This is a genomic window from Aeromonas sp. MR16 (assembly GCF_022549315.1).
Lineage (GTDB): Bacteria > Pseudomonadota > Gammaproteobacteria > Enterobacterales > Aeromonadaceae > Aeromonas > Aeromonas aquatica.
In genome coordinates this window covers 17,474-43,126 of record NZ_JAKZFK010000033.1, presented here as the reverse complement: position 1 = coordinate 43,126, position 25,653 = coordinate 17,474, and the positions used below count along the sequence as shown (strand labels likewise).

Annotated in this window: 25 protein-coding genes and 1 pseudogene; 8 read left to right on the top strand and 18 right to left on the bottom strand. The window is 62.0% G+C overall.

The window, feature by feature from the left end:
• From MM194_RS18670 to fruB, 4 genes and pseudogenes are all read right to left on the bottom strand, one after another.
• A pseudogene (locus MM194_RS18670) lies at positions 1 to 245 on the bottom strand (helix-turn-helix domain-containing protein); the annotation flags it as partial.
• Between the two features lie 117 nt (positions 246 to 362).
• Positions 363 to 2,099: a PTS fructose transporter subunit IIBC gene (fruA, locus tag MM194_RS18665; RefSeq protein WP_241344418.1), complete on the bottom strand. Its 1,737-nt coding sequence runs from the start codon at positions 2,097 to 2,099 to the stop codon at positions 363 to 365.
• Complete coding sequence (gene pfkB, locus MM194_RS18660) at positions 2,096 to 3,085, bottom strand: 1-phosphofructokinase (RefSeq protein ID WP_241344416.1); 990 nt, start codon at positions 3,083 to 3,085, stop codon at positions 2,096 to 2,098. The genes fruA and pfkB overlap by 4 nt, the downstream gene beginning before the upstream one ends.
• Positions 3,085 to 4,185: a fused PTS fructose transporter subunit IIA/HPr protein gene (gene fruB, locus MM194_RS18655; protein WP_241344414.1), complete on the bottom strand. Its 1,101-nt coding sequence runs from the start codon at positions 4,183 to 4,185 to the stop codon at positions 3,085 to 3,087. Before fruB ends, pfkB begins: the two co-directional genes overlap by 1 nt.
• 297 nt (positions 4,186 to 4,482) lie before the next feature.
• Here fruB and cra point away from each other — a divergent pair, with 297 nt between their 5' ends.
• The 3 genes from cra (at position 4,483) to MM194_RS18640 (ending at position 7,407) form a co-directional block, all read left to right on the top strand.
• Positions 4,483 to 5,481: a catabolite repressor/activator gene (cra, locus tag MM194_RS18650; protein ID WP_241344412.1), complete on the top strand. Its 999-nt coding sequence runs from the start codon at positions 4,483 to 4,485 to the stop codon at positions 5,479 to 5,481.
• 281 nt (positions 5,482 to 5,762) lie between these two features.
• Positions 5,763 to 6,956 (top strand): aromatic amino acid transport family protein, encoded by a 1,194-nt coding sequence (locus tag MM194_RS18645; protein ID WP_241344410.1) that lies wholly within the window; start codon positions 5,763 to 5,765, stop codon positions 6,954 to 6,956.
• Between the two features lie 223 nt (positions 6,957 to 7,179).
• A complete protein-coding gene (locus MM194_RS18640) occupies positions 7,180 to 7,407 on the top strand; it encodes a DUF3955 domain-containing protein (protein ID WP_241344408.1) in 228 nt (75 codons plus the stop codon).
• A 115-nt stretch (positions 7,408 to 7,522) separates the two neighbouring features.
• On the opposite strand, the gene MM194_RS18635 is transcribed toward MM194_RS18640, so the two are convergent.
• A complete protein-coding gene (locus tag MM194_RS18635; RefSeq protein WP_033129847.1) occupies positions 7,523 to 8,911 on the bottom strand; it encodes a DEAD/DEAH box helicase in 1,389 nt (462 codons plus the stop codon).
• A gap of 323 nt (positions 8,912 to 9,234) precedes the next feature.
• Here MM194_RS18635 and MM194_RS18630 point away from each other — a divergent pair, with 323 nt between their 5' ends.
• Positions 9,235 to 10,071 carry a transporter substrate-binding domain-containing protein gene (locus MM194_RS18630; protein WP_241344406.1) on the top strand — a complete coding sequence of 279 codons (837 nt, stop codon included), beginning with the start codon at positions 9,235 to 9,237 and terminating at the stop codon, positions 10,069 to 10,071.
• A 93-nt stretch (positions 10,072 to 10,164) separates the two neighbouring features.
• Here MM194_RS18630 and aroC read toward each other — a convergent pair whose 3' ends face one another.
• Positions 10,165 to 11,253 carry a chorismate synthase gene (gene aroC, locus MM194_RS18625; protein ID WP_241344404.1) on the bottom strand — a complete coding sequence of 363 codons (1,089 nt, stop codon included), beginning with the start codon at positions 11,251 to 11,253 and terminating at the stop codon, positions 10,165 to 10,167.
• A 15-nt stretch (positions 11,254 to 11,268) separates the two neighbouring features.
• Entirely contained in the window at positions 11,269 to 12,204 is a 936-nt protein-coding gene (prmB, locus tag MM194_RS18620; RefSeq protein ID WP_033129852.1) for a 50S ribosomal protein L3 N(5)-glutamine methyltransferase, read from the bottom strand.
• A gap of 66 nt (positions 12,205 to 12,270) precedes the next feature.
• Between prmB and smrB the strand changes: the two genes are divergently transcribed.
• Positions 12,271 to 12,795, top strand: a complete 525-nt coding sequence (smrB, locus tag MM194_RS18615) for an endonuclease SmrB (RefSeq protein WP_241344403.1) — start codon at positions 12,271 to 12,273, stop codon at positions 12,793 to 12,795.
• A gap of 181 nt (positions 12,796 to 12,976) precedes the next feature.
• Here the strand turns inward: smrB and MM194_RS18610 are convergent, their stop codons facing one another.
• From MM194_RS18610 to MM194_RS18585, 6 genes are all read right to left on the bottom strand, one after another.
• Positions 12,977 to 13,186, bottom strand: coding sequence for a DUF4287 domain-containing protein (locus MM194_RS18610; RefSeq protein ID WP_100860506.1), 210 nt, complete (start codon positions 13,184 to 13,186; stop codon positions 12,977 to 12,979).
• Between the two features lie 60 nt (positions 13,187 to 13,246).
• Positions 13,247 to 13,645, bottom strand: coding sequence for a GFA family protein (locus MM194_RS18605; protein ID WP_241344402.1), 399 nt, complete (start codon positions 13,643 to 13,645; stop codon positions 13,247 to 13,249).
• Between the two features lie 219 nt (positions 13,646 to 13,864).
• Positions 13,865 to 14,230, bottom strand: a complete 366-nt coding sequence (locus MM194_RS18600) for a VOC family protein (protein WP_241344401.1) — start codon at positions 14,228 to 14,230, stop codon at positions 13,865 to 13,867.
• Positions 14,231 to 14,334: 104 nt separating this feature from the next.
• Entirely contained in the window at positions 14,335 to 14,706 is a 372-nt protein-coding gene (locus MM194_RS18595; RefSeq protein ID WP_033132246.1) for a hypothetical protein, read from the bottom strand.
• A gap of 120 nt (positions 14,707 to 14,826) precedes the next feature.
• On the bottom strand, positions 14,827 to 16,272 hold the full coding sequence (locus tag MM194_RS18590; RefSeq protein WP_241344400.1) for a chitinase: 1,446 nt from the start codon (positions 16,270 to 16,272) through the stop codon (positions 14,827 to 14,829).
• A gap of 359 nt (positions 16,273 to 16,631) precedes the next feature.
• On the bottom strand, positions 16,632 to 17,852 hold the full coding sequence (locus tag MM194_RS18585; RefSeq protein ID WP_241344399.1) for a methyltransferase: 1,221 nt from the start codon (positions 17,850 to 17,852) through the stop codon (positions 16,632 to 16,634).
• Between the two features lie 174 nt (positions 17,853 to 18,026).
• Between MM194_RS18585 and MM194_RS18580 the strand changes: the two genes are divergently transcribed.
• Positions 18,027 to 18,605, top strand: a complete 579-nt coding sequence (locus MM194_RS18580) for an alkylphosphonate utilization protein (protein WP_241344398.1) — start codon at positions 18,027 to 18,029, stop codon at positions 18,603 to 18,605.
• A gap of 89 nt (positions 18,606 to 18,694) precedes the next feature.
• Here the strand turns inward: MM194_RS18580 and MM194_RS18575 are convergent, their stop codons facing one another.
• A complete protein-coding gene (locus MM194_RS18575; RefSeq protein ID WP_241344397.1) occupies positions 18,695 to 19,864 on the bottom strand; it encodes a sensor domain-containing diguanylate cyclase in 1,170 nt (389 codons plus the stop codon).
• A gap of 856 nt (positions 19,865 to 20,720) precedes the next feature.
• Here MM194_RS18575 and MM194_RS18570 point away from each other — a divergent pair.
• A complete protein-coding gene (locus MM194_RS18570) occupies positions 20,721 to 21,356 on the top strand; it encodes a LysE family translocator (RefSeq protein ID WP_241344396.1) in 636 nt (211 codons plus the stop codon).
• A gap of 75 nt (positions 21,357 to 21,431) precedes the next feature.
• On the opposite strand, the gene MM194_RS18565 is transcribed toward MM194_RS18570, so the two are convergent.
• Positions 21,432 to 22,439 (bottom strand): Wadjet anti-phage system protein JetD domain-containing protein, encoded by a 1,008-nt coding sequence (locus tag MM194_RS18565; RefSeq protein ID WP_241344395.1) that lies wholly within the window; start codon positions 22,437 to 22,439, stop codon positions 21,432 to 21,434.
• 49 nt (positions 22,440 to 22,488) lie between these two features.
• Entirely contained in the window at positions 22,489 to 23,358 is an 870-nt protein-coding gene (locus MM194_RS18560; RefSeq protein WP_241344393.1) for a PhzF family phenazine biosynthesis protein, read from the bottom strand.
• A gap of 227 nt (positions 23,359 to 23,585) precedes the next feature.
• Between MM194_RS18560 and MM194_RS18555 the strand changes: the two genes are divergently transcribed.
• Complete coding sequence (locus tag MM194_RS18555; protein ID WP_033132240.1) at positions 23,586 to 23,789, top strand: hypothetical protein; 204 nt, start codon at positions 23,586 to 23,588, stop codon at positions 23,787 to 23,789.
• A 196-nt stretch (positions 23,790 to 23,985) separates the two neighbouring features.
• Here MM194_RS18555 and MM194_RS18550 read toward each other — a convergent pair whose 3' ends face one another.
• Positions 23,986 to 24,798 (bottom strand): hypothetical protein, encoded by an 813-nt coding sequence (locus tag MM194_RS18550; protein ID WP_241344392.1) that lies wholly within the window; start codon positions 24,796 to 24,798, stop codon positions 23,986 to 23,988.
• Positions 24,799 to 24,934: 136 nt separating this feature from the next.
• A complete protein-coding gene (locus MM194_RS18545) occupies positions 24,935 to 25,426 on the bottom strand; it encodes a histidine phosphatase family protein (protein WP_033132238.1) in 492 nt (163 codons plus the stop codon).
• Positions 25,427 to 25,653: the final 227 nt, after the last annotated feature.

The window sequence follows — 25,653 nt, the reverse complement described above, 5'->3', positions numbered from 1 at the left end:
TGTTCGGGCGTCTGGTTGTCGGGGTCAGGCATGGTGATACTCCTGTCGGCGCGCGCAGAAGCCCCCAGGCTCCAATCTTGCCGACCATGTTGACGCAACCATACCAGAACGGTGGAGCGGCCCTGAATGCCATATCGGGCCTGAGCCTGTTTGTAGGTGAGCTCGCCTTTTTCAATCTGCTCGACCACGGCTAATTTAAAAGTCAGCGAGTAATCGCGCTGTGTCCGTTTCACACCTTGTCCCATCGGGTTCTCCATTTATTGGGGGAAAGGTGTAAACCATATTCAGGACGGGACACCATCAACAAAAAAGGCGGCCCGCGGGCCGCCTTGTTCATTCTCTATTTTTTCACTCGTGAGTCATCAGGCCGTCGCCAGCTTGGCTTGCGCCTCACCGCGCTTGAGCATGGCGTAGGCGACCCCGGTCACCAGCGAGCCGGCCGTGATGGCCAGGATGTACATGAACACGTGGCTAATGGCGTTCGGGATGAAGAGCACGAACAGGCCGCCGTGGGGCGCCACCAGCTCGCAACCGAACAGCATGGAGAGCGCACCTGTCAGGGCACCGCCCACCATGCAGGCCGGGATGACCCGCATCGGATCCTTGGCGGCGAACGGGATGGCCCCCTCGGAGATGAAGCAGAGTCCCAGCACGAAGGAGGCCTTGCCCGCTTCCTGCTCCGCCTTGATGAACTTGGTGCGGGCCAGGAAGGTGGCGATCCCCATCCCCAGGGCTGGCACCATGCCGGCGGCCATCACCGCCGCCATGGGGGCATAGGTCTTGGAGGCCAGCAGGCCGACCCCGAAGGCGTAGGCCGCCTTGTTGACCGGCCCCCCCATGTCGAAGCACATCATGGCGCCGATGATGACCCCCAGCAGCACGGCGTTGGCGGAGCCCATGTTGTTGAGGAATTCGGTCATGGCACTCATGATGCCAGCGACCGGGCCGCCCACCACGTAGATCATCACCAGGCCGGTAAACAGGCTGGCCACCAGCGGTATGATGAGGATGGGCTTGAGCGCCTCCAGAGTGACCGGCAGACGCACCTTGTCACTCAGGTACTTGGCGCTGTAACCGGCCAGGAAGCCGGCAACTATGCCACCGAGGAAGCCGGCGCCCAGTGAACTTGCCAGCATACCGCCGATCATGCCGGGCGCCAGGCCCGGCCTGTCGGCGATGGAGTAGGCGATGTAACCGGCCAGCACCGGGATCATCAGGGCGAAGGCAGAGCCGCCGCCGATCTGCATCAGGGCGGCGGCCAGGGTGCCCGGCTCCTTGAACGCTTCAATACCGAAGATGAAGGAGATGGCGATGATGAGGCCACCGGCCACCACCATGGGCAGCATGAAGGAGACCCCGGTCAGCAGGTGCTTGTAGGGGCCCGCCTTCTCCTCCTTCTTGGCCGCGGCGGCGCCGCTGTGGCGATAGGTTTTTGCCTCAGTCCACGCCTTGTCCAGCTCGGCGCGGGTCTTCTTGAGGGCCGCCCCCGTGCTGGTGTGATAGACCGGCTTGCCATCGAAGCGGGCCATGTCCACCTCGATGTCGGTGGCGAGGAACACCAGATCGGCGGCGGCGATCTCCTCCGCGGTCAGGGCATTCTGGGCACCGACCGAGCCCTGGGTCTCGACGCGGATCTGATGACCCAGCTGTTTGGCCATGGTCTCCAGCGCTTCCGCCGACATAAAGGTGTGGGCCACCCCGGTCGGACAGGCGGTGACCGCGACTATGCGCTTGGCCGTGTCAGGCTTGCTCGCCGCAGGCTTGGCTGCAACAGCAGCAGCCTGATGACGATAGAGGCTGGCCTCGCGCTCGGCGGCGGCCAGCACGGCGGCCGGATCCTGCAGGGCGAGATCCATGCTGCCCTGATAGAGGCGCTTGCCGTCATAGGCGGCGAGATCCACCGGACCGCTGGCCACCACCAGGATGAGGTCGGCGGCGGCGATTTTATCGGCCGAGGGCGCCTGCCGGGGCTGGACGCTGGAGCCGACATCGAGTCTGAGCTCCCAGCCCACCAGCTTGGCCTGCTGTTCTATCCGTTTTGCAGCGAGAAAGCTGGTGGCAATGCCCGCCGGGCAAGCCGTAACCAGAATTGCTTTCATTGGGCATCTCCTGAGTGTGTCATCGAAAGGGGATTGGATTGAGCCGGTGCCAGGTCATCCAGACGCTGCACGCGCACCTGCTCGAGTAAGGGGGTGAGTACCTTGATATCGTCAAAGCCGACCGCCACCTGGCTCACCGCCAGGGCAGAGACGGCGGTGGCCAGGCGCAGGGTCTGCTCCGGCGCCCAGCCGAGGCTGAGGCCATGGGCCAGCCCCGCCACCAGGGAGTCGCCGGCACCGACGGTGCTGACGACCTGCATGCGCGGCGGAATGGCCTGCCAAACGGCATCGGGCGCAAACCAGATGAGTCCGTCGGCGCCATTGGAGATCACCACATGGGGGATACCGGCGGCCTGCAGGGCGCGGGCACAGTCGGACTGATCGCTCAGGGTCTCGATGGGGCGACCTGCCCACTGGCTGAGTTCTTCCAGATTGGGCTTGACCAGGGTCGGCGCCGCCTTGATGCCCTCGCTCAGGGCCGCGCCGCTGCAATCGAAGATCACCTGCTTGCCCTTGGCCTTGAGCAGGCTGATGAGCTTGGCGCAGTAGCCAGGCTCGACCCCCTTGGGCAGGCTGCCCGCCAGCACGAACCAGTCGGCGCGCGGCGCCAGTTTCTCTATCTCGGCCTCCAGCGCGGCCACTTCCGCCTGGTGCACGTCAAGCCCCGGCAGATTGAGATCCGTGACTCGACCCGATTGCTCGGAGATCTTCACGTTGATACGGGTGCTGCCCGCCACGCGCACGAAGTGATCGGCCAGTGAGCGTTCGGCAAACAGAGAGACGAAGCTCTGCTGGTTATCCTCGCCGAGCCAGCCGGTCAGGCCCACGTCACGGCCGAGATCTTTCAGGACCATGGCGACGTTGATCCCCTTGCCCGCAGCGCGCAAGGAAGCCTCGCTCACCAGGTTCACCTCCCCCAGGCTCATGGTGCCCAGACGGGTGGTGAGATCCAGCGCTGGGTTGAGGGTGATGGTCACTATGTCCATCAGTGTGCCCCCTCGCCCAGACCGGCGGCAATGGCTTCGCCTATCCCCTTGAGGGCCGCCTCGGCATCCGCCCCTTCGGCACGGAACGCAAGACGGTGACCGCACTTGACACCAAGGCCGATGACCTTCATCAGGCTCTTGGCGGAGACGGCTTCGCCGCTGCCATCCAGGTTCGCCACCCGGATGTCGGATGCAAACTCCTTGGCCACCTTGACCAGCATGGCGCCCGGGCGGGCGTGCAGGCCATGGGGGTTGATGATGGTGAAGGTCTCTGAGAGACCGCTGGCCGGGCCCGATTGCAGCATGGCCAATCCGTCGCTGCCCGCGAGCGTCTCGAGCTGGCCGGCGGCAGCCAACCTGGCCAGGTTATCCAGCTGGGGCAGATGGCTGGCATCGCTGGCGCAGAGCAGCAAGAGGGCGCCGACCGGCAACTCCCCTGCCTGCAGTGGCGTGCTCGGGGTCGCCAGTACCCAACCGGTCTGGATGGCTGGCGTGCGGGCCAGCCAGATCCCCTCGCCGAGGTAGGCCGGCTCGCTGGCCAGCAAGGAAGTCACCATGGCGGCCTCCCCCCAGCCGGCGGACTTGGCGCGGGCGGCGGCTCCCAGCAGCAGCTGGTCGCGATCGTCGGCCGGGAAGTCCGCCAGGGTCAGGTATTGCACCTCTTTGGCCGCGGTCGCGCCGGTGAGGATATTGATGATGGTGTCGGCATCGGTGGCGGTTTTCAGTTGCGCCGCCGCCTGCTCGTCACCCAGCACATGGGTGAGCTGACGCAGGATCCCCAGGTGCTCGTCGGATTTGGCGGCGATGCCGATGGCCACGTAGGCGATCTGCCCCTGGTCCCACTCGATGCCCTGGGGGAACTGGGCCACCATGACGCCGGTGTGTTTGACCAGATGACGGGTGTCCGTGGTGCCATGGGGAATGGCGATGCCGCTGCCGAGGTAGGTGGCGTGCTGCGCCTCCCGGGCCAGCATGCCGTCCACATAGCCCGCTTCCACCAGACCCGCTTCGGTCAGTTTGCCTGCCAGCAGGGCGATGGCATCCGCCTTGGTCGCCACCGATTGCCCCAGCAGGATCTGCTGCTGCGCCAACTTCAACATAGAGATTCTCCATCAGGTGCCGGCCTCGCCTGCTGGCGGTCCGGCTTAACACTCGGGTAATTTGCCTGCTGACAATAGACTGGATTGCGTCCTTCGGTGATCCAGGGCGGCTTTTCAACCCCGGTCACCCATTGCCTGCTGACAAGCTGAATCGTTTCACTTACACTCAGACTGAATCGTTTCAGCTGATTGTTCAAGTGCCGACGCCGAGTGCTTTTCAATGATATGATCCCGCGCACACTTTTCGGTGTCCCTACCCTGGGTCGTCGCGGACCTTGCAACTCAAACAGAGCCAAGATGATGAAACTGGATGAAATCGCCGCCCTCGCCGGTGTCTCGCGCACCACCGCCAGCTATGTGATCAACGGCAAGGCCGATCAATACCGCATCAGCCAGGCCACCCGTGACAAGGTGATGGCGGTGGTCAATGCCCACAACTATCAACCGGACAGCCGCGCCGCCTCCCTGCGCGGTGGCCAGACCCGCACCCTGGGGTTCATCCTGCCGGATCTCGAGAACGCCAGTTATGCCAAGCTCGCCAAGCGGCTCGAGCAGGGCGCGCGGGCGCAGGGCTATCAGCTGCTGATCGTCTGCTCGGAAGATGAGGCGGATACCGAGAAGGAGCTGGCCAGGATGCTGGTCAGCCGCCATGTGGATGCGCTGCTGGTGGCGAGCTGCCTGCCGCCGGAGGATCCCTTCTACCTGCAGCAGCAGGCCCATGGCGTCCAGATCCTGGCCATCGATCGGGCCATGGCCGCCGATCACTTCGTCACTGTGGCGAGCGAGAACCAGAAAGCGAGCTTCGATCTCACCGCCTCCCTGCTCACCCCGGCCATCCGGCATGTGGCACTGATCACAGCGCTGCCCAGCCTCACGATCAGCCAGGAGCGGAAAGCTGGCTTCGAGCAGGCGCTGGCTCAGCAAGCTGCCGTGTCACAGTTGACGCCCCACATCTGCGAGGGGGAGCACTTCTCCCGTATCGAGGGCTATCGGCTAATCAAGGAGCTGCACCTGCGGCTCGGTCAGCTGCCCGAGGCGCTGGTCGCCACCTCCTACATATTGATGGAGGGGGTGCTGGACTACCTGCTGGAGCAGGAGACCGACATGAGCCGGCTCGCCATGGCCACCTTCGGTGACGATCGCCTGCTCGACTTTCTCCCCTTCGGCATCAACTCCCTGCCCCAGCAGCACGACGCCCTGGCCAGCCAGGCGCTCGCCCTCGCGCTCAAGGCCATCAACGGCGAATACCACTGCGGCCTGCACTACATCAGCCGCACCCTCAAGCGTCGCCGCTGAGGCCCCCGCGCCGGCGGCAACCGCCGTCGGCGCGCTTTTTCACCAAAGAATCCCGTTTTCTGTCATCTTTTATTTCCACTTATTGCCACCTCATAGTACAAGATCTGCCGTAATAGGCTTGTCTCCGCTATTTTGATCCGCTAACGTGGCAACCATCTTTTACAAACGAGCGGTTTTTCGTAACGATGCGTCCACTCCGATATTGCTAGCCTCCGGCCTCAGCCCCGGAGGCGCCTCCTGACCCTGCTTCTGGCACTCTTTCTCTGATCTCGGATGGACACATGAACACCAAAACCCTGGGTTGTACCCTGTTGATTGCCGGCACCACCATAGGCGCCGGCATGCTGGCCCTGCCGCTGGCCTCCTCCTCCCTCGGCGGCCCCGCCACCCTGCTCTTGATGATCGGGCTCTGGGCGCTGATGGCCTTCACCGCCATGTTGCAGGTGGAAGCCAGCCTCAACACCGGCAAGTGGTACCTGCACCAGCTGGCGGATCACCTGCTAGGCCCCTGGGGCAAGCGCATCGCCTCCTTCTGCATCCTGATGCTGTTCTACTCGCTGGCCTCCGCCTACATCAGCGGCGGCAGCAGCCTGCTGGCGCAGGCGCTGGCCGATGCCGGCACCACCGTCAGCCAGGAGCAGGCGGCCTGGGCCTTCACCCTGCTGTTTGGCGGCATGGTGTGCGTGGGCACCAAGCAGGTGGATTACCTCAACCGGCTGATGTTCACCGTGAAATTGGTGATCATGGTAGGGGTGCTGGCGCTGCTGCTGCCGCGCGCCGAGGGCCAGCACCTGCTCTCCATGCCGCTCGGCCAGGGGCTGCTGCTGGCGGGCCTGCCGGTCATCTTCACCTCGTTCGGCTTCCACGGCTCCATTCCGAGCGTGATGCTCTACCTCGGCGATTGCCCCAAGCAGCTGCGCCGGGTGTTCGTGTGGGGCTCCGCCCTGCCCCTCATCCTCTACGTGCTGTGGCAGGTCGCCATCCTGGGGCTGCTCGGTCAGCAGACCCTGATCCAGACCGGCGGGGCCCTCGACAGCCTGCTGGCCAGCGTCGGCAACCTGGTCAGCTGGCCGGCGTTCAATCAGGCGATGCACCTGTTCGCAGACCTGGCGCTGGCCACCTCCTTCCTCGGGGTGACGCTGGGGCTGTTCGACTTTATGGCCAAGGTGACCCGCCGCAAGGACAATGCCAGCGGCCGTATCCAGACCGGCATGATCACCTTCGTGCCGCCGCTGCTGTTCGCGCTCTACTTCCCGCAGGGCTTCATCATGGCGCTGGGCTATGCCGCCATCGCCCTGGCGGTGCTGGCGGTGCTGCTGCCGGTGACCCTGGTGTGGCAGAGCCGCAAGCGGGCCGAGGCGCACCACTACCGCGCCCCGGGTGGCGTGCTGGCCCTGGGGCTGGCCGGTGCCATGGGGGTGCTGATCGTCGGCGTCCAGGTGAGCGTCAGCCTGGGGCTGCTGCCAGCGCTCTGATCCTCACCCTTGGATGGAAAAAGAGAAGCCCCGCCAACCTGGCGGGGCTTTTTCGTTCCTGCTGACACCTCGCACAAGGCCTATGCTGGCGCTGGCAGGGTCTGCCCCATAGCTGTGACCAACGCATCAGGCAGTCTGCCGCTGAAATGCTCTTTAGCCCCACTTCACATTCACTTCACTCTGCCATGACAGGCTGGGGCCTCTTCCAAGACCACGAGATAATATGATGATGAAATTGGCGGCGCTGTTCACGGCACTCGGGGTGATCTCCCTCATCAGCTTCCAGCTGATCGGCTCATACGTGGATAGCCAGGGTTATCTGCATGAGCCGTTCGGCTTGTTGCCCATCGGCTTCCTGTTCATCTTCATGGGGATACTGCTCGCCCTCTTCGGCGCGCTCAGGGCGTTTTGCCGACAACAGCGCGTGAAGGCGGATAAGCCAGCCCGCTGAGGCGGCTGTCTGACACGCCGGACTCCCGGCGAACGGCACACACAGAAAAGCCCTGCCAAACTGGCAGGGCTTTTTCTATCAACCGGTGGGAGGATGAGGGCGAACCCTCAACCGCTTACTGGTTGTGGCTGGCGCGACGTGGACGACGGGCCTGGGCCGGCTTGGCGGCCCCCTCGGCCGGACGCTGTCCACCTTGCGGCTTGGGCTTGCCCGCATTGCCGCCGGTGCGCGCACCGCCAGCATTGCCGGAACGACCGGCACCCTGACGCTGACCTTGCGGACGCGGCGCACGGCGCTCTTCGCTCGGATCACGCGGCTCTTTGCGCAGCGGCGCGCCAATGCCACGGGCGATGTTGTCAAGCGTCTCACGGGAGGCTTCAAAGCCAGCCACCTGCTCGCACTTGATGTTCTGCTTGGTCAGACGCTCGATGGCCTTGATCAGCTTGCCTTCATCGGCGGCGACCAGGGAGATGGCGTGACCGGCGGCGCCGGCACGGCCGGTACGGCCGATGCGGTGCACATAGTCTTCCGCCACGTTGGGCAGCTCGAAGTTGACCACTTGCGGCAACTTGTCGATGTCCAGGCCGCGGGCGGCGATGTCGGTCGCGACCAGCACCTTGACGTTACCATCTTTGAAACCGGCCAAGGCACGGGTACGGGCACCCTGGCTCTTGTTGCCGTGGATGGCGGCGGCGCTGACGCCGTTCTTGTCGAGGGTCTCGGCAACACGGTTGGCCATGTGCTTGGTACGGGTGAACACCAGTACCTGCTGCCAGTCGTTGCTGGTGACCAGATGGCTCAAGAGCGCGATCTTGTTGGCCTTGTCACAGGGGTGTACCAGCTGCTCGATACGCTCGGCGGTGCTGTTGCGCGGGGCCACTTCGATCACCGCCGGGTTGTTGAGCAGGCCGGTGGCCAGCTCGCGGATCTCCTCGGCGAAGGTCGCGGAGAACAGCAGGTTCTGACGCTGCTTCGGCATCAGGGCCAGGATCTTGCGGATGTCACGGATGAAGCCCATGTCGAGCATGCGGTCCGCTTCGTCCAGCACCAGGATTTCCACCTCGTCAAAGCGCACGGCGCCTTGGTTGTAGAGATCCATCAGGCGACCCGGACAGGCCACCAGCACGTCCAGACCACGGCGGGTCGCCATCATCTGCGGGTTAATGCTGACACCGCCGAAGACCACGTGGCTGCGCATCGGCAGATGCTTGCCGTAGTTGCGCACGCTCTCGCCCACCTGGGCGGCCAGCTCACGCGTCGGGGTCAGTACCAGGGCGCGGATCCGGTTGGGAGAAACTTTACGCTTGCTCTCCATCAGACGCTGCAGCATCGGCAGGGTAAAGCCTGCGGTCTTGCCGGTCCCGGTTTGGGCCGCCGCCATCAGGTCGCGGCCAGCCAGAACGGCGGGGATCGCTTGCAGCTGAATGGGAGACGGGGTGTCGTAGCCTTGCTCGGCAACGGCACGCAACAAGGGTTCGGCCAGACCGAGGGAAGAAAAACTCATAATTACCTGCTAGGGATAGGGGCGCCGGGGATTTGTGGTGGGGCTCCTCTGCTGAGCCGATGCCATCTCACAAGTTCTGGGCCTATTGAGAAAACAACGATTTCCCCGGGGAGCAGAGCAAAGGGGAAAGAATAGAGGCGCAGTCTAACGGAGTTGGCCCTGTTACACGAGAAAAATGTGACCCTCCTCCCAGCACGGCGGGAAAAAATCCTGACTGCCTCGGCAACGCAAAGAAATGGCGCCCTTTCAAGCGGCCGCTGATGCCAAATCGGTGCTAGATGGGTATATTCTCCTGTCATCAGGGCGCAAGGAGGCTCACAGGCATGACAAGACGCGAACCGGGTGCCATCAGGCGCAGGCTGCGAGACGGCTGCCTGCTGCTGATGCTGGGCCTGAGCCAGTCATCGCTGGCCGCCCCGGCTGATCTCTCGGTGGCCTGGAACCATTGGCCCCCCTTCAGCCAGCTCGATGAGAAGAACGAGCTGACCGGCCTGGATGTCACCCTGACTCGCCAGATCCTGCACAAGGCGGGTCTGACCCCCCAGTTTCGCAACCTGCCCTGGGCCCGGGCCCTGCACCTGATCGAGCAGCAGCAGCTGGATCTGGCCATGGGGGCACTAGAGACCCCGCAGCGGCGCCAGTTCGCCCGCTTCTCGGCCCCCTACAGGCGCGCCAGCTTCGTGCTGCTGAGCAACGCCCCCATCCCGGGCCACGTGGATCGCTGGCAAGGGATCCGTCGCCTCACCGATCTGTGCGGGCAGACGCAACTGCGCCTTGGCAAGCTGCGCGGCACCCGCCCTGCCCCGTTGACGGCGGCCTGCCCGGCCCTCAGGTTCGCCACCGAATACAACTCGGACGAGCGGCTGATCGAACTGCTGCTGGCCCGGCGTCTGGACGGCGTCATCATGGAGTGGCAATACGCCAACTATCGGCTGACACAGCTGGGGGCCAGTCAGTACATCCACTGCCAGTTGCTGCTGCATCGGCAACCGGTCAGCCTGATGTTTGCCAGGGATGCGGTGAGCGAGTCCGAGCTCGCCCGCATCGACGCCGCCATCGCCGACCTCCCGGCGCCGGACGCGGCCTTTGCCCCACCCGTCTGCCGCTTCGATGGCAGCCAGACACCGGATGATGACACCTTGGGCCAGCCCGCGTCCTGATGACAATACGCGACAATACACAATGAGAAAGGCGACCCTGGGGTCGCCTTTTTTTGTCGTGCAGCATGATCGGCCGAGTGCCCGGCACCGAGATCAGCGCAGCAGCGGAGTCTGGGTATGCACACCCATGTTCTGGGCGCGATGGCGCAGCAGGTGATCCATCAGCACCAGCGCCAGCATGGCCTCGGCGATGGGCACGGCGCGGATGCCGACGCAGGGATCGTGGCGACCCTTGGTGATCATCTCGGTGGCCTCACCGCTGGTATTGATGGTCTTGCCCGGCACAGTGATGCTGGAGGTGGGCTTGAGCGCCATGCTCACCACAATATCCTGCCCAGAGGAGATGCCGCCCAGGATGCCGCCCGCATGGTTGCTGGCAAAGCCGGTCGGGGTCATCTCGTCGCGATGCTCCGAGCCTTTTTGCTCCACCACCGCGAAACCGTCGCCGATCTCGACCCCTTTCACCGCATTGATGCCCATCATGGCGTGGGCAATGTCGGCGTCGAGCCGGTCGAACACCGGCTCACCCAGGCCCACCGGCACGTTGCGGGCGATGACCTGCACCTTGGCGCCTATGCTGTTGCCCTCTTTCTTGAGCGCCCGCATGTATTCGTCGAGGGCCTCCAGCTTGCCCGCATCCGGGAAGAAGAAGGGGTTCTGCTCGATCTGGCTCGCATCGAAGGTCTCGGCCTTGATGGGGCCAAGCTGGGAGAGAAAACCCACTATCTCGATGCCGTGCATCTGCTTGAGGTACTTCTTGGCAATGGCCCCCGCCGCGACCCGCATGGCGGTCTCCCGCGCCGAGGAGCGGCCGCCGCCCCGGTAGTCACGCTGACCGTATTTCTGGTGGTAGGTGTAATCGGCGTGGCCCGGGCGGAACAGGTCCTTGATGTCGGAGTAGTCCTTGGAACGCTGATCCTGGTTCTCGATCATCAACCCGATGGAGGTACCGGTGGTGCGCCCCTCAAACACCCCGGCCAGGATCTTCACCTCGTCCGCCTCGCGGCGCTGGGTGGTGTAGCGGGAGGTACCGGGCTTGCGCCTGTCCAGATCCACTTGCAGATCCGCCTCGCTTATCTCCAGCCCCGGCGGGCAGCCGTCGACCACGGCGCCCAGCGCCAGGCCGTGGCTCTCGCCGAAGGTGGTGACCCGAAAGAGTTGTCCAAAACTGTTCCCTGCCATGGATGCTCCTTGCTCTTAGCTCTTGTAAATCGCGAAATGAGGCTGGTACTGCTCGAGCTCGGCCTTGGTCATCACGAAGACGCCGTGACCGCCGTTCTCGAACTCGACCCAGGTAAAGGGCACTTCGGGGAATTGGGATTCCAGGTGGATCATGCTGTTGCCCACCTCGACCACCAGCACGCCGTCATCCTTGAGGAAATCGGCGGCATTGGCCAACAGGCGCTTGGTGAGCTTGAGGCCATCGGAGCCCGACGCCAGCGCGAGCTCGGGCTCGTGGCGGAATTCCTCAGGCAAGTCCGACATGTCTTCGGAGTCCACGTAGGGCGGGTTGGAGACGATGAGATCGTACTTGTCACCGACCGGCAGATCCCGCATCAGATCGGAGCGGATCGGAATGACCTGCTGCTCCAGACCGTGATCGGTGATATTGCGCTCGGCCACGTTCAGCGCATCGACGCTGATGTCGATGGCGTCCACTTCCGCGTGGGGGAATTCGTGGGCCATGATGATGGCGATGCAACCTGAGCCGGTACACAAGTCCATGATCCGGGTCGGTTCATGTTTGAGGAAGGGGGCGAAGCGGTTGGCCACCATCTCGGCGATGGGAGAGCGCGGAATGAGCACCCGCTCGTCCACATAGAACTCCCAACCGGCATACCAGGCCTTGTTGGTCAGGTAGGCGGCCGGCACCCGCTCCTGCACCCGACGGATGATGAGCTCGGCGATGCGGTGACGCTCGCTGGTAGTCAGGCGGGAGTGGCGCATGCCGGGATCCACGTCCGGCGGCAGATGTAACGCGGGCAGCACCAGTTGCACGGCCTCATCCCAGGCGTTGTCGGTGCCATGTCCGTAGAAGATCCCGGCGTCGTTGAAACGACTCATGGCCCAGCGCAACATGTCCTGGATGGTGTGCATCTCGGCAACCACCTCATCGATAAATATCTTGTCCAAATCCACCTCCAAGTCGAGTAATATCCGGCCCGAGCATTCTTATATAGCGAGCAAGACGAGTACCTGATGAAAAAAACGCCCTCACCCACAGACGAGGAAAGCCTGCTGTTTCGCGATGCGGCCAAAGGTACCCGGAAAATAAAGCAAGATACCATAAGGGCCGAGTTGCGCCCGGTCAAGCAGAAACGCGAACTGCGTGAGAGCCGCGAAAAGCTTGGGGTCGACCACTTTTTCAGCGATGAGTATCAGCCCCATCTGGAGGAGGATTGCCCGAGCCGTTACGTGCGCGAAGACGTGTCAAAATTCGAGCTCAAAAAGCTCAAACGCGGCATCTATCCGCCGGAGATCTACCTGGATTTGCACGGCATGACCCAGCAACAGGCCAAACAAGAATTGGCCGCCTTGCTCAGCCTGTGCCAGAAAGAGAACATCCACGTCGCCTCGGTGATGCACGGCATCGGCAAGCACATCCTCAAGCAGCGGATCCCGAGCTGGCTGGCCCAGCACCCCAATGTGCGCGCCTTCCATCAGGCCCCGCGGGAATGGGGGGGCGAGAGCGCCATCCTGGTGCTGCTGGATATCGAAGAGTAGCCCGCCGCCGGGCAGGAAAGGGTTGATCGAAAAGCGCGCCTCAGAGCGCGCTTTCCATATACCGCTTGAAGTTGTCGAGGATGCTCTGCCCGCCCTGTTGCCAACTGATCCGGCAAGAAGATCCGTGCCAGCTCGGCCATCACGTCATATTGCGCCTTTATGGCACTCCTCGTGATACGCCTCAACCCTGCGCCAAGAAGTGGGCCACCAGGGCGTTGGCATGGCCGTGGCCCATGCCGTGCTCGGCCTTGAGCCAAGCCACCAGCGCCATGTGTTTCTTCTCTTCTCGGCTCGCCAGGAGCGTCAGCCAGTGGGCGATGGGCTCGCCGTATTTCTGCTCGATGGAGGGAAAATAAGAGGCGGGCCCCTTCACCTTGGGTTGTTCATCCATGACGCTCTCCTTGGGTCGCTGCGCCCGCACTTTGCGATGCGGGCATCAATCGCTGCTTTCTTAGGGTTTGGGGGCGAACTGCTCGAACACTTGCTGACCGGTCAGGGTCGGGGTGTCGTTCCTGAATTCATAGAACTCCGGCTTCTCGTCGATGAAGATCTGGCTGGCAAGTTCGAACCCCTGATCCTGAAACAGGCCGGCGGGCAGTATGTACTCATCGGTCGGCAGCAGGTGATAGAAGAGGTGGGTGCCGCAGGTCGGGCAGAAGCCGCGCTCCGCCCAGTCGGACGAACGATAGGCCGCCGGCGTGATCCCGGTGAAGCGCACATCCTTGCCACCGTGCACCGCAAACAGGGGCCCGCCGGACCAGCGCCGGCACATGGCGCAGTGGCACAGATTGACCTCTTTATGCTCGCCGCTTGAAACGCGGATCCCGCCACACAGACAATGACCTTCCATGATGCCTCCTTGAACCTTGGGGGAACTGTGCGATCGGAGCCTGTCCCCGATCCGGTTTAACCACTGAGCATTAGCACGCAAAGCAGAGGCCGACAACTGACCATCTCGTGGTCAATTTCCCCTGCAGCACCCTGTAACAGGCCGTATTTCTCGAGATTGAGTCATCTCTATCAATCTGACGAATGAGATTTCATATGGCATGCACCGTACGAATAATGCTCAGCATATCTCCTGCAAGGCGATGCGATTGCCCTCGGGGTCCTGAAGCTCGGCCACCCGGATCTGCTCGCTCACTTGGGTCACCGGGTAAAGCTCCCCTGCCCCCGCTTCAAGCGCCCGGGCCATCACCCGCTCGATATCGGGCACCCGCAGGTAGATGCGAGTGCCGTCCAGACTGGGCACATAACTCTCCCCCATGGCCAGGGCCCCCGAGCAGCCGGGCGCCTGCTCATCGAGGGGAAACAGCGCCATCTCGTTGCCGTCGATACTGACCCGCTCGAGCTGGAGCCCAAACACCCGTTCGTAGAAGGCGGTGGCCCGCCCCAGATCCCGCACCGGAATTTCAAAATGGATGGCGATATTCATCACAACTCCTTGTATTTGTTGCCGTCAGGCAGCGTTCCAGTACGGGAGCCAGTCATCTGAGTGATGGGCTGTTGTGCGGTACACAGACGGGCCGGTTACGGCACCTACCGTGGCACTTCATCTGGAACCCTCAGGGCACTGGTTTTCAACTGGACATAGGTCATCAGCAGCAAGATGGGGGCCGCCTTGATGCCAAACGCCAGGCTCAACAGGTTATCGTATTCTCGTGACACCACCATAAAGAAGCCGACCATGAGCAACCCATTAATAAGCGGACGGCGGCGCACCTCATACATTTCCAGCCGGGAGTCACACTGTTTGCAGTGAAATTTAAGCCTGGGGCTGACAAGGAACGCCTTGAGCGGAAATAGCCGTTGTTGGCACACTGGGCAGATACGCAGGGGAGAGAAGATCATATTGATTACGAGCTGGGTAAGATAGCGGTCATCAATAAAGCAGTCTCGGTGATAAATCAACTCCCCATATTATCTTTATCCCCGTCAATACAGGGAGGCAGTTCGCCTCCCCCACATTATCGATGGCTCTGCTTTATGCCGGGTTGGCCTATTATGCCGCCCCGGTATTTATGTTATTTATCAGGAAGCCGGAGCCCAGGCCCCCCCCTGGGTGGGGTCATCCCCTTGCGTCCACCATTTAGCCTGATAAATAATCCCCTTGTGGCTGACCTTGTTGCCGGCCGTATAAACCTTGCTGGCCGCCCAGGCGGGAATATCACCGACCGGTGGATCGGTTGGGTCGACCGGGGCCGGATCCAGTTTGGCGACCACTCGCACCTTGGGCCAATTGGCATGAGAGCCATAGGCGTTGGTCACGCATTTTTCATAATCCCCCGGCACCAGCGCAGAATAGGCGGTTTGAAAACCCACCAGCTCGCACTCGAAGGAATAACCACCGGGTCTGTCGGCATAATATTTCCAGTTGCCATCCCAGTTGGTATAAAGCACATCGGTAGCGCCGTTCAAATTCAGGCTGCCATAAGGGGTCTGTTGCCAGCAGGTATTTTTTTCATCCGCCTCGATGGGGATCTGGTAATGGGCCGCCAGCCCTTCCCAATAACGGATGCGGTTGACCGGCTGTCCCTTGTCCTTATTCTGCTCGCCACACTCGATGCCGCCGTTGATGACGTTGATGGTGGTGCCAAAGCCGTAGCCGATACCGGCGGCAATCTCGCGCTGGGAGGGCACCCAGGTGCGGTCGATCACGTGCAACATGGCGGGCTTGGGGGCCTGCGGGGTCAGAAAGAACCAGATGGCCGAGGCCAGGTTCAGCCAGGAGTCGGCGACCCGACCGGGATCGTTCAGCAATACCGAGGCATCCCCCGCAAACATGGCCTCGGAGAAGGCGCCGTAGTTGAAGTGATAGGAGAGCTGCTTCGCCCCACGACCAAAATAACCCTGACCGCTGGCGCAAGGCCATTTCTTGTTTTGCCAGTCATTCTGACCGCAGCCGGTGGTATAACCGGTCTGCCCTTCCGACCACCCCATCTCACGCACATGGACCAGCGCCTGTTGCCACTCCTCCAGCCCCAGCGGATTATCTGAGCTGTTATTTTTGCCGATATGGCCGCCAGTCTCCTGGGCAAAATGGGCAAAGGCCGTCACGATGGATTTCTTGCAGATGGCATCAGCGTCACGGCCATCGGTATATTCACCACAAAATGCCGGGAATTTCCCCACTGCTCGCAAGAAGCGCTCGTAGGTATATTCAGGGGCCGCCATCTGAGTGAGAAAATCCCAATCCGACTCGGTAAATACCCGCTCAACCCGTTTGACGTTATCCGGATTGCTGGCAAGGCGCGGCACTATGGCATCCACAATGCTGTTGGGACGGGTAGCCAATGCCTTTGACCAGACGCTATACATGGGATTGGTGGTCTTGTTTTTTTCAACGGCGCTGATATCGGAGGCGGCAATCACATAGCCACCGCTATTTTGTGGGTCTGGCTGGATATTCATGGCGGCATAAGCTGGAGATGCGCAAAGTGCCGCGACCAGCCAGGCACAGGGCTTGGGTTGGAACATGGGTAGCAATCCTTGTCTCGTTATAATGTTCAGGCCGAGCATAGGCGCTTTAATTACTAAATTCACGACGAAAATTAAGAGTGTGGCGAATTTGTGAGCCATTTCACTCCGCGGCGTGGTGGATCAGATGACACGAATACCCATGTTTTTACCGTCGTAAGGCTAATGAAGTAACCAGCGCGCCGAAATAACAGCGGCACCCACGTTGAAACACCGGGAAAATAACGATGCAAAAAGTGTGACTCCCCCCCTGCAACCCCTTACTTGTTCAGGATAGGAGCTGATGGATCTCCCATCTGCGGCATCTTTGCTCGCTCAGTACAGGGGCGGATCACCCGGCGGCGCCTGGCGGGTGAAGGTCAGGCGCGCACCGCCCGGATCAGGATGTTGCGCGGCGTCATGGGTTTGTCGCAAAACTCCCCCACTTCCACCGAGTAGCCGTGCTCTTGCAGGAAGAGTGCGCGATCCAGCGCCAGCCAGATCTCCAGCGGACGGCGAAACAGGTGGCGTACCAGCTCCATGCGGGCGACGTCGCCGTAGCGCTGCTCGCCTCGCGCAAGGAAGGCCGCATGATCGAGCCCAGCGGGTAAACGGATACCCTTGCGCTCGGCCGCCCAGCCACAGAATGCCTCGAAGCCACCGGTCAGCAGGCTCTTTTGCATATTGGGCACCGGCAGGTATTCATCCACCCCGCGCAGCTGGCGCTGCAGGCAGTCAAAGGCGAGGCGCCACACCACCTCTTGCTCGCGCAGGCGGGCGATGCGAGCACCGCCGGTCACCGTCTCCTGCAGCGGCAGCTTGAGATCGCTCTTGCCAAGGCGCAGGGCACTGGCAGCAGCGGCCTCTGACAGGGGCCGATACTGATCGCCGCGAATGAGGTGGTAACAGCAGGGGGAGATGGTCACGCCGCTCGCCCCCTGCTCAGCCACCCGCTCCAGCAGGTGGGTATGCAGCTCGCCGCAGGCATGCAGCGCCATGGCGTGGTGCTCCCGGGCGATGAGCTGGCCCGACGCGGGGGCGAAGGCATCGGCCTCGATAAACTGCATGCGAGCGCCATCGCGCGCCGCCAGCAGGCGCCCCTCTTCGCACAGCGCGCCTTGCAGCTCCAGGCTGATGATATCCGCACCGCGCTGCAAGGAGACCAGCCGCCCCAGGTGCCCCTTGCCGGCGCACCACTCCAGATAGGGCCCGCCATGGGGCGGCAAGCAGCCGGTGAAGGCTTCTATCTGCGCCTGCTTGCGCCCCGGCATGTACATCGCCATCCCCTTGGTGCAGGCAATGGGTTCGGGCAGGAAGGCATCCAGCTCGCTCAGGGCGTGCAGTGCCTGGCCCGCCGGGATCCAGGGGGCAAGCAGGGTGCAGAGCGCCGCCATGTCGGCATCGAGCGCCATGACCTCCTCGAGGCTCAGCCCGTTGAGACGGGCCGCCAGTTCGGGAGCCTCATCGGCGAAGGCGAGGCCCTGATGGTGATAAGGCTGGTACTGCCACCAGCGCCGGGTGTCGGTCAGCAAGCGGTCCAGTTGTTGAAATCGATGGGCCAGCACGGCGGTCTTGTCCTGCATATCCAAAAGGAGGCTCATTCTAGCGATCCCTCATCAAAAAGCACCCATGGCGCCGCGTTCAAGAGAGCGGGCAAGCAACCCCGGGCGCAGGGGGTAGCCTGACAAAGCGCATGGATTTGTGCTATATTCCGCCCCCTTGTTAGCACGGTGCGCCACGGCGGGCCGTTTTCCCCCTATAAACGGAATCAAAACATGACCATCAATGCCATCCTGCAAGCGCGCGCGGGCGCCAAGTGTGAACTCTGTGGAGCAGAACACGTCCTGACTGCCTTCCCGGTGCCCCACTCCCCCGCCAGCGACGACGATCACAGCGTGGCGCTCTGTGCCACCTGTCGTGGTCAGCTGGAGCAGCCTGATACCCTGGTCGCCAACCACTGGCGTTGCCTGGGTGACAGCATGTGGAGCCAGGTCCCTGCGGTGCAGGTGATGGCGTGGCGCCAGCTTAAAAACCTGTCCGCCCGCGGCGAGCTCTGGGCCCAGGACATGCTGGACATGATGTACATGGAAGAAGAGACCAAGGCCTGGGCCGACGCTGGCGCGGCCCGCGAGGATGATGACAGCGTGCCGACCGTCGACTCCAACGGCGCCGTGCTGCAAGAAGGGGATTCGGTGACCCTGATCAAGGATCTGGACGTCAAGGGCGGCGGCTTCACCGCCAAGCGCGGCACCCTGGTCAAGGGCATTCGCCTGACCAACAACCCGCTGCACATCGAGGGCAAGGTCAACGGCGTGCAGATAGTGCTGGTCGCGGCCTACCTGAAAAAGGCCTGATCACCGTCAAACAATGCCAGAAGCGCCCCCAGGGGCGCTTCTTTTATATTGCTGGCCCTTGATCGCAGGGCCGCCCTGCGCCACTCGGCTCAGGCCTCATTGACGCAAACCCGGTTGCGACCGCTCTGCTTTGCCCGATAGAGCGCCCGATCGGCCCGCTCCAGCAGCTCGGTGCAGGAGGGCCAGGGATCGCTTTCCCCTGCCCTTTCCCTCGTCCTCTCACCTCTCCTCTCGCCAAACGCGGCGCAGCTCAACCCGACGCTGATGGTGACCGGGATGGACCGTCCCCCATGCTCAATCTGCATGGCGGCGACCCTGGCCCTCAGCCGTTCGGCTATCTTGACCCCCTCCGCCAGCCTGGTCTGCTCCAGCAGCAAGATAAACTCTTCCCCGCCATAGCGCCCCAGCCTGTCGCTCTCCCTGAGCTCGCTCGTCAAGGTCCGCACCAGCTGTTGCAGCACATGATCCCCGGCGGGATGACCGTGATGGTCATTGACCTGCTTGAAATGATCGAGATCCAGCATGATGAGGCAGAGTGGCTCGCCCCGGCGCTCTGCCAACTGCATCTGCTGGGTGAAGCGCTCCATGAGCGCCCCGCGATTGAGGGCCCCGGTCAAGGCATCCCGGCAGGATTGCTCCTTGAGCCGGGCCAGCGCCTCTTCCAGCCTGACATTGAGTTCATGCACCTGCCGATAGAGCTGCGCCTTCTCGATGATGGAAGAGACCAGGTGTGCCAGGTAGACAAACACCTCCTGATGCAGCTTCTGATAGGTGTGTTTGCTGGCGCTGGAGAAGAACAGAAAGCCGATGCCCTTGCCATCCACCTGCAACGGGCAGGTCAGGCTGGAGCGTACCCCCTCCCGCAGTACCAGCTGGGTGGATACGGACTGGGGATGCTCCGCAAGATAGGCTTCCAGATCGTTGATGATCCTGGGCTTTCCCGTCTCCAGCACCTGGGCAAGGCTGCTCCCCGCCAGGTTGGCACGATAACCATCCTTGAGGTGCGCTATCCGGTTGATGCGGCTCCTGGACCAGAGGGATCGCACCCTGGTGCCATCGTCGCAGAGCAGGGCGTAGCCGATGCGATCGTAGGGGATGAACTCGGCAAAGGTGTCGTAGATGAGGCTGAGGGTATCTTCGATGAAGACCCCCTTGTTCACTTCGGCCGATATCTCCTGCAACCGATGCAGCTCGCGAAAGCGCCGGTCCAGGCTATCCGCCAACTCGTTGAGATCCAGGATGAGAGGGGCGAGTCCCACACTCTCATCGAGCGGGGGATGCCTGACTTCAAAGCGTCCCGCTTTCAGATCGCGGATCATCGCTTGCAGTTGGGGTAATGCGACAGACACAGACATGAGTACGACGTTGACTCTTGAAAAATACCGCGCCAGTATATCCACAGTATTGATATGGTCGTCAATATTGATTGACGGGTAACCGCCTACACTCCTCCCGTTGAACAGCGCCATCCGGCAGGATGTACACAGCATAGAGACGCCTCATTGCTCAGCTTTTGCTTGCTTTGTGGATAAATCACACTAGCTTGTAGAGACGTTGGCGGCAGGTTAGCCGACCTGCAGGTTGGGGATCATCGGCCCTGTATCCGAGGCAACACCCTACTGCACTGGCCCCGCGAGCACGGCAGAAAGCGCCCGCCAGCACAGATTGCCGTTGTGTATTCAGCCACAACAAGACGACAAGTTACCCTTGCCATCAGTCTGATGTCGATGGAAAGACACACCAGGCGCAGTCCGCTGCCCTCTATTTAAGGAAGAACTCATATGGCTAAAGCATCCAAGAAAGACGTCAAGAAGAAGATCGAGTCCCGCAAGGCGAAGATTGCCAAGCACGAGGGCAAGATCAAGAAGCTGAAGAAAGCCCTGAAATAAGGGCCGCATGATGACAAAAACCGCCTGATGGCGGTTTTTTTATGCATCGGATAATCGAATGCCCCCTCCCTTGGCAGCAGGCGCTTCACCATGGTCTCGCTCCGCAAGGGTATTGGGCCAGATACCAACACCCCGCTGGACTCGCTCCCCTGCGCGCTGGCATCATGGTTTTTTCGCATGAAAAACCTCATCGCCAAACTGGCTCTCACATTGGAGTGTAAACATCATGGATCTGAACACATGGATGCTGTTCTTTCTGGCCTATCTGCTGGCCACCCTGACCCCGGGACCCAATGTGCTGCTGGTCGTTAAAAATGGTCTGCAACACGGCTGGCGCGCCGCCCTGCTCAGCATCACGAGCAACCTGGCCTGTCAGGCGATCCTCATCGGTCTGGTTGCCATGGGCGTGGGCGCCTTGCTGCAGACACTGCCGCCCCTGTTTATCGCCCTCAAGCTGGCGGGCGGTGGCTATCTCATCTATCTCGGCTACAAGGCGCTGCGCGCTGCCAGAGCGGGCAATCAGGAGATGACGCTGGCGGGGTCGAGCGCAAGTGCCAGAAGTAGCCGCTCCTTCTTGCAAGAGGCTTTTCTGGTCTCGGCCAGCAATCCCAAGACCATCATCTTCCTCTGCGCCCTCTTGCCCCAGTTTCTCAATCACCAGAGTCCGCTGCCAATCCAGTTCGTCACCATGTACCTGACCATCTGCGTCATCGTCAGCCTGGTGCACCTGAGCTATGTGGCCCTGGCCAGACGCGCCGGCAGCTACTTCCGGCCGGCGCGCAGCCAGCATCTGTTTAGCCGCATCACCGGTGGACTCTTTATCACACTCGGCGGCGCCATCCTGCTAAGCGGTCGGCCCTGAGCGAGGGCGCCCTACCGAAACGTTGACAAGATCAGCGCGATAAAAAGAACCGCCTGCAGGCGGTTTTTTATTGCGTCATGACGCTGGCATGTCACCCCGTGGCCATGACCGCCAGCGTCTGGCTGTCACCAGCACCTCCTGCTCCAGCCAGGCCTTGTTCGCGACCAGATGAGCCAAGGCCGTGGTCAGCACATCGTTTGCCTTGGCTGTCACAAGACGGTCTCGCCAGGGGATCTTTCCGCGGCGGCTTTGTTGCCCTTCCGACGGACGAGTCAGGTCGCGAGCATAGTGGTGAACATACTCCATGAGGTTCTCTGGCAACCAGAGCGCCAACGGGCGGGTCATGGTGCTGGCAAGCTCGGCGGCGATATCCAGCCCGCGCTGATCCAGATCGCCAAAATGAGCCCAGGGGGTAGCCGCCGGCAATAGCGGGATCAGCTGCTTGGCGAGGGTGGTATTGCGGCCAGGTACATAAAGCAACAACTCCTGAGGTTGCAGCGGATAATCCACGAAAGCGCCCTTGTTCTCCACCGTCACTATCTGCCGCCCTTGCCACTCGATGCCTCGCAGCCTGTCAAGGGCGCGCTCCGGCAAAGCGAGTTCCCCCAGCAGCTGCAAGCCCTCATCGGCACAATAGCGGCGGCCATCCTGCCACAGCAGGGAGAGGGATGAGCCGCAGCGGAGCCGCAGCACCTCATCCCCATACACCCGGACCCCCAACTCGTCGGCTCGTGCCAGCTGGGTCGGTGATAGCGCGGCCTTGCAGTCTCGCAGCCAGAGGCCGCTCAAGGTCGCCGCGTTGATGTGGTGGGGGAGATGCCCCTCCAGCGCCGCCAATACTCTCTCCCCCGACCAGGATGGCTCACCATTGGTCTCCTTGAGCTTGGTGGTCAGAAACAGGTGGCCCCGATCGGTCAACTGGCGAGCGGCACCACGCCCCACGGGCCGGATGCCATCGACCGCACTCAACATGGCATGCAACTCCTGCCCGGCCCGGCTGGTGAGCGGGATCCCCTGCCCCGCCTCCAATGCCAACAACCGGACGCTTAACCCCCGAATATCGGCGCGCTCAAAAAATGCCATCGGCATTCCTCCTGGATGGCTCTATCGAGACACGATGCACCATGGCGGATCACATCAGCCGTGCCTGACCTGACACCCGGATCCCGCTACCGGGCTCGGCCGGGATCTCCGCATGCAGGCGCGATGGCATGCCCATGTCTTCTCCCTGCAGAATGTCGATGGCGCCGCCGTGGGGCCAGTGGATATCGCGCAGATAGCCCGCAAAGGCTGCGGTGGCGGCGCCAGTGGCGGGATCTTCATAGACGCCGCCATAGGCAAAGGGATTGCGGGTATGAAAATGCCGCTCTCCTGCCACATGCACCAGCAAGATGGTGACCCAGCCTTGCGCCTGCATCAGGGCGCGCCCCTGGGCCAGCTCGTAGCGCATGGCGGCGAGGGCTGCGCGGCTGTGCAGGGCCAGCACCAGATGATCGGCGCCGCCATGAATGAGCGCAGGGGCGATACGGGGATCCAGATCCACCTGGGTGTAGCCGAACAGCGTGAGCGCGGCCGCCACCTGTTCGGGTGAGGCAGGCGTGCTGCGGGTCGGCGGAGAGTGCAACGCCGCCTGCCATTGGCCAGCCCCATCCCGCCAGCCCGAGACCCGGATCCTGGCCTGATTGAGCTGCAGTTCATACTCCCCTTCCCCACTGCGCCGCGCCAGGGCGACGCCGAGGGCGATGGTGGCGTGGCCACAGAAAGGCACCTCGGCCTCGGGGGAGAAGTAACGCACCCGCCACTCACGCCCTTCGTCAGAGTGCACACCAGAGTGCAGCGGGGCGGCGAACGCCGTCTCCGAAAATCCCACCTCGGCGGCGATGCGCTGCATCTCGTCCACCGCAGGCAGGTGGGCCCCCAGCCAGACACCGGCGGGATTGCCCCCCTGCTGCCCATCAGCAAAGGCGGCGATCCGCACCAACTCAGTTACCCGTTCCGTCATCACGACTCCTTGTCATTCGCTGTCGAAAAATCCGTTCATGCCTGTTCACCCTTGCCGGCGATGGCACCCTGTATTTGTCCTGACGCTCCTTTATGCCACCAGGAACGTCACTCGGCTCATAGCCTAAATTAAGTGGCACTCCGGTGTCGAACGAGCGCCGCGGATCCGGGCGCTGGCGGCTAGAGTTGGGATATGTGTTTGTATATGAGCCTGTTGTGGAGTGCCATATGTATTCATACACGCTGGATTTCAAGGATCAGGCCGATCAGCTGGCCGCTCCCGAGCACGAGATAGTGCTCAACTGCCCCGCCAATGCTGGCGATATCATCATCTTGTCCGATCAGAGCCGTCATCAGGTGATGTTCGTGAGCCACAGCGCTCACCACAGCAGCCTCTATCTCAATACCGGGATGAGGCGGACCCAGAGCTAGGCTCCGTTACCGCCTGCGAAGCTGGCCAGACGAGGATTAATTGTGAGCCGCCCCTATTCCACTGGCCGAATAACCATGGAGGATGCAGTGATATCCACCATCAACTTGCGAACGTATCCACTAAAAAACTGCTAAATTGTGCCTAATGCAGCACAAAATTACACCACTCTGTTTTTAATCAGAAAATGCTACTAATTTACCAGCGGGTTTCCAGCGACAACCTGACCAGCACGTCGTTATCCCAGCCCACGACGGATGGCAGATTGGATTCGTTATAGGGCGTCAGATTGTAGTGGTAGACATCGGCGCCAAGCACCAGCTGGGTACGCTTGGCCGGATCCCGTCTCAACCAATGATCGATATTCCCTCGCAGCTCCGCCCGGTATTGGCTCTCCAGGGTCTGGTGACCATCCCACCAGCGTCGGGCCAGGCCGGAGAGCGTCCAGTCATCCCCCAGCTTGATCGCGGCCTTGTTGGTGAGCGCATAAGCCAGGGTGCTGTTGCGCAAACCCTCCCGATCGTAACCCCGCTCCCGGGGGGCATCATCATCTATCTCCAGGAAGAACCAGCCGGGCCCTGCCTCCAGCGAGTATTGAAATATGTCGCCCTCATAACCCGCGGCCATGGCCGCCAGGGCGGTCATCTGCCGCTCCACCGAGCTGACCGTGTTCATCCTGGTGTTGAAATCCGTCATCCAACCGAGTCGCAGCCGATCATCGCGCCAGACGTCGCCATCCGCGCCGGCGTTCAGCTGCCACCAGATGGGTATGTGGTCCGGGTCCAGGTGATCCTTGTCATTGTCCACGAAGAGATCGACCGAGCCGAACAGATGCAGATCGCTCTGGGTACGCTCATCCACCGACAGGCTAGCGTTGAGCCCATAGGTGTGGGAATCCACATCCGGCACGTTGAAATCATGCACACCGACGCCATAGCGCCAGTCGGCCGCCTCGCCGATAACCGGGATCATGGCGACCACCAACCCTGTGATCAGAGCCTTGAGTCTCATCAGATATCCGTCCTTACCGCCAGGTCGGCAAAGAGCTTGCAACGGCGGGCCAATCCCGCCGCCGCGGTTAATATATTGAGCGCAACAGGCAACGGCTTCGTCAAGCGGACGGGAGCCTGAGGCAAAATGCGCTTCGCTACTCCTTCTTCGGATAATCGAGTGAGACGCTCACCGGCTTGACTCCGGCGATGGCCGACCAGGGCGCCCCATCGAAGGTGAATTGTGCCACGGCGCAGGTCGGCATTCGGGTGATCCCTCGAGAAAGTTGATGTGCAAGCTCGGTGAACTCCGGGTTGTGGCCGACGATCATCACGCACTTTGGCTCGTTACCCAACCCGGCGATCACCTCTAGCAGGGTCGTGGCATCGCAGGCATAGAGCCTGTCGTTGACGAGGATATTCCCGGCCTGATAGTCGAGCGCCGCGGCGATGAGCCTCGCCGTCGACAGGGCCCGACACGCCGGGCTCGACAGGATCAGGTCCGGCTTCACCCCATCCCGCGCCAGACGTTCTCCCATCACGGGGGCATCGCGCTTGCCACGGGCGGCCAAGGGCCGATCCCTGTCAGACAGGGCCCTCTCATCCCAACTCGACTTGGCATGACGAACCAATAACAGCGTTCTCTTCATTGGCCCTCCCGCAGCAACCATTCCTCGGCATCTGGCCATCCATCTGCTGATGGCATGACTGTTATGCCAGATGATAGCGGAAAGTCGGCTGCGAGCCTCAAGCAAAGATCGCTGTAGAAAGCGCGTCCTGCTTGCCCCAATCGATGGCCGTGGCATGGATGCACCGCGCCGAGATCCCGGCGGCAGCCCCTGCGCCGTTGGGCAATAAAAAACGGGAGGCAAAGCCT